Source organism: Aneurinibacillus aneurinilyticus ATCC 12856, from assembly GCF_000466385.1.
Classification (GTDB): domain Bacteria; phylum Bacillota; class Bacilli; order Aneurinibacillales; family Aneurinibacillaceae; genus Aneurinibacillus; species Aneurinibacillus aneurinilyticus.
Genome location: NZ_KE952765.1, coordinates 1 through 4254 on the forward strand (window position 1 = coordinate 1; position 4254 = coordinate 4254).

General features: G+C 37.2%; 2 protein-coding genes and 1 pseudogene. All 3 read left to right on the forward strand.

What is annotated here, in order from left to right:
* The first annotated feature begins 330 nt into the window (after nt 1-330).
* A complete protein-coding gene (locus HMPREF0083_RS09950) occupies nt 331-1128 on the forward strand; it encodes a serine/threonine protein kinase (RefSeq protein ID WP_245191334.1) in 798 nt (265 codons plus the stop codon).
* A gap of 719 nt (nt 1129-1847) precedes the next feature.
* A complete protein-coding gene (locus tag HMPREF0083_RS09955; protein ID WP_040302297.1) occupies nt 1848-4013 on the forward strand; it encodes a hypothetical protein in 2166 nt (721 codons plus the stop codon).
* 48 nt (nt 4014-4061) lie between these two features.
* Nucleotides 4062-4254, forward strand: a pseudogene (locus HMPREF0083_RS30120) (membrane-associated protease 1); the annotation flags it as partial.

Genomic DNA, 4254 nt, shown 5'->3' on the forward strand with positions numbered 1-4254 from the left:
TACTCTGGATTATACTGGATAATCAACACCCTTGTTATTTTACAGCATGAGCACTTGATTCAAAGAAAATCTAATGGTAAATCAAGTATTATTGGAATGTATTGGATATCATTGTACAATAAAGTGAAAGTTGTGATGTATTGAACAAGAAGGGAGTATATGAAATTGACGGTAGATGATATGTGCCTTGGAGAGGGTACGATAATAAAAAATACATACAAAATAAAAAAAGTCATTCATCGCAGTGAGTTATCTATCGTATATATTGGACATCATATCAAGAGCAAAGAGATTCAGGTTATCAAAGAGTACTTTCCAAAAGCGCTGGCATTGCGGGATTTGGACAATAAAAGCATGCTATGCCGCCTTCCTTCTTTCAAGGGAAAATATTATGAGCTGCTGGAAATTTTTTTTAATGAAGCGGTAATCATAAGGGAGTTACACCACAAAAACATTGTTGGATATATTGACCATTTCGAGGAGAATGGTACAGGTTACATCGTGCTGAAATACGATAAGGACAGGACGCTTGATACATACATAAGAGAAGAAAAAGAAATCTCTATGAGTGATCTATTTAAAAATATTATTCTTCCCATGATACGTACATTGCAGTTTATACATAAACAAGAAATAATTCACCGTGATATAAAACCAGGGAATATCCTTATTCGAGAGGATGGGAGTCCCTTGCTTCTGGATTTTGGTTCTGCTATTTACTATAAAAATCAATCCAGCAACAGGATATTTACCAGTGCCGGATTTTCTCCTTTGGAATTTTATTCAGAAAAGGCAAAGCAAGGCAGGTATTCGGATATTTATAGCTTTGCAGCTACCCTGTATTACTGTTTTAGTGGAAGGGCTCCATTGGATGTATCTGAAAGATTGATAGAGGACAGGATAGAAAATATAAAGCAGCATAACAAGAAGATAACTTCCTTGTTAGCGAGGATGATTATGTGGGGGCTTTCAATAAATAGTAGAGAAAGATGCCCTTCCTTAAAGCTTTTTAAAGCTGTTCTTTATGTAGAGCATCTTCGTTTGAAAATCATAGAGATATGGATAGAGAAGCGTGAAAAGAAAAAAAGAATGGTTAATCCCACATTTATCGAAAAGGATATGCAGTGAAAAAATAACTACCGAATGTTAGCTATCAAGGGTGTTGATTGTTCAGAGAGGAAAAGGCCACCGCCTTTCGTCTCCCTGTCCAAGCGATTGCCTCAGCCAGGCGAAAGAGGACGGCAATTGTCTCCCTCTTCGCGTCTACCCAGATGTTTTGCGGTCCCGCCTGGCTGAGGCAAAAAGCGGACCTCTATGCTTCTGTGTGGGAGACGAACCGACGCCTGTTTGGGACACGGTGTGGTGGCTGTGAATCTAAAAAACTAATTAGTCCCCTTTGTTTATGACTTTTTTCCTTTTTGTGTTAGACAGTGGAAGGATTTACATAAAAATTAACATTGCATATAGAGTATAACTGACTAGTCCAAAAATATCATTATGCATAGTATTTACAAAATAACCCAAACGTTTTAAGGTATATTTTAGTAATATGCTCTATATTTTAGAATTATATTCCTTATCATTACATTGTAAATTGTGGTAAAAAAGTAATATATCAAAAAATGTTTATATTACAAAAACAATAGCTGGGTACATTAATTATGCGTGTAAATGTACCTAGAAGAAAGTTAAACAGAGGGGAGGAGGCTATAAAAATTTATAAGCAAAAGCAAAAGAGCACTATGAAAACGCTATATTTGCGGATGAATGTAAAGCCTTGTGTGCAACCTGTGGAAATGGTGTGTTTAATTGCGAAGTAGCTTATGAATGATTTATAGCTAGAGATGATGGACGTTATTAGTCAAACGAATAGAACGATACTGTTTGAAGAATTTAATCCAGAAAAGCTCGATCTTATTACGATTGTTGGTGATGTAAAAGGGATTGATAGCCTCAGCGATGACAAAATTAAGGAAATTCATCAACATCTGGTTGTGAAGAGCTTTGATGAATTTTTGGACAAATTCTCGCCTAAAGTATACTCATTCTACAACGCAGCTAATCAAAAAGTGATGTACACGCTGGAAAAGCCAGAAGGCATTGCAGACGATTGTATATCTGAAATCCACATTGATCAGAACAATGATTTCTTAAAAATGTTGTTTACCCTTATCGATACAAAGAGAATCCAAGGAATAACCAATGTAGATTTTAAGTTTGAAAACCTGCTGGATATGATATCTCCCAAGAAAGTGATGGATGATATCCGGCAAGTAAGAAAAGAAATTCACTATTTATACGGTCAGTATGAAGAGCTGGATGATGACGATCCAAAAAAGCTTGATCTTGGTGATAAGCTGAATTATTTGTTTGAGGATGCCAGCAGGAACTATAACAATGTAATGGCGATGCTGCCACTTGCCATCAACGATATTAAAACAAGACTTCTGCTTGGCGGAGGCCAGGAAGAAAATCAATCTGAGGCCATTCAGATAGGTATGCTTACTATCGGAGACAACGGGGAACTAAAAATTATTGAGGCCCCTAAAAGCGATAACACAGAGCTTATGGTAGTAGATGAGAACAGCAATGGGCTTATTACCGTTTTTGAAGAGGATTATGATTCTGTTACAGAAACCCCCTCTTCCTATGTAAGGGATCTTGTAGTGCGTACGTTTTGTCCTTTGCCTGCTGTACAGGAGCAAATCGATATCGAAATGGAAGTACAGAATTATAATACATATCTTGAGTTTTATAAGAATGCAAAAGATGACTTTGTAAAAACAGTCAAGCCTTTAGTAGAAAAAATATTAGGCGTTAAAATGTTTTTTGACCAATATGCTACTAAAAATAAAGGCATGCAGCCTTCCCTTCTTATTACTAACACGAAGCTGGATATGATGGTTAAAAGCACCAATATACCAAGGCTGGAAACGTATTTGAATACGGTGAACTCAAAGAATGATTTCTCAGATACTATATGGTTTGGTATCGTTCCTTCTGTCGAATTAGAATCATCTGGAAATTCAAAAGTGAGCCGGGAGCGTTTCAAAGGAAACAAAAAAGTCGTGAAACAAGACGGCAATACGATGGAATCTTTATCTATGCTGTTGCATGTTGTTAAGGATTTCAAAATCCAGGTTTTCTTCAGCTTTGTGACAGGGGAAGAAACGACGTTTAATTATATGGCTACTTCAGGCATTGATAAATATATAGATAAGTGTAGCGTACTGGTAAGAAAAGAATACAGTGAGTTTGCTATTCCGTGCATTCCTAACTTTACGATTATTCCGAAAGATAAGTCCGGTGTTGTTATTGATAGTAAAATGCTGCAGACAGAAGAAGGCGTCAAAATTTCACAGGAAAAGGAAGATATTCTCAAGCTGTGGATTGAGGGCGTTTATGTAGGTGCCAGCTATGTAGCTGCAGGAATTGTGGCGGCATACCAGTGTCCGGAATATTTAAGAGAATCTTTTAGAAATGTTAGCAGGGATTATCCAGGCGTACGTTTCGATATAGAAGCCGGGGATAACAGTCTTAAGACTGTTACCACGATGGCCAAGGAAATATCCGGATTCACGAATAGCATCAAGGACTCTATTAACAGAAAAAATTTCGGGTTTGTATTCTCCTCTGAGAATGCACAGCTGCAAGGACAGGATATACGAAGAATTACGGTTTATAAAGCGAGAAGTCTTGCAATGGCGGAGGATGGATTCGATTCTATCTACAAAACGCTTGTAAGTACCTATATAGAAAGGATTCTCCGGTTCCAGACCAACGATTTCAAACAGGATAATATTGTGAAATTCTTCAGCAACAATCCAAGCAGTCAAAAGAGCAAATGGCTTGGTGCAAAGGGATTTGTTAACTCCATTATTCAAGATGGGGATGACATGAACTATATTATCGATGATAAGAGCAATCTGTGTCATATCGATCTCGTGTTTAACGGAAACGTTAAGAACCTTGAGGTTACGATAACGAAAGGAACAACTGCGGCCAAAGCATAAGGAACAACATATGCATGGAGAGGCTAGATGAAGTTTTTCAGGAAGGTAATGAGAATGTTGGAGGTATGTTTTCAAAAATGTACCTCTAAACATAAACTTCGGAAACCAATATTGTTTTCGAAGAAACTATTCAATCATAAGGAGGCTATTTCAATGGGGTTTAAACTTCAAATTGAGGGAGCAGAAACAATTGAATTGGGGATGGACAACATCATGACAGTAGTGTATGACACAGATACCC

Excerpts from the sequence above, each read along its gene's own strand:
- HMPREF0083_RS09955 (WP_040302297.1), top strand. The coding sequence starts at position 1,848 with ATGGACGTTATTAGTCAAACGAATAGAACGATACTGTTTGAAGAATTT.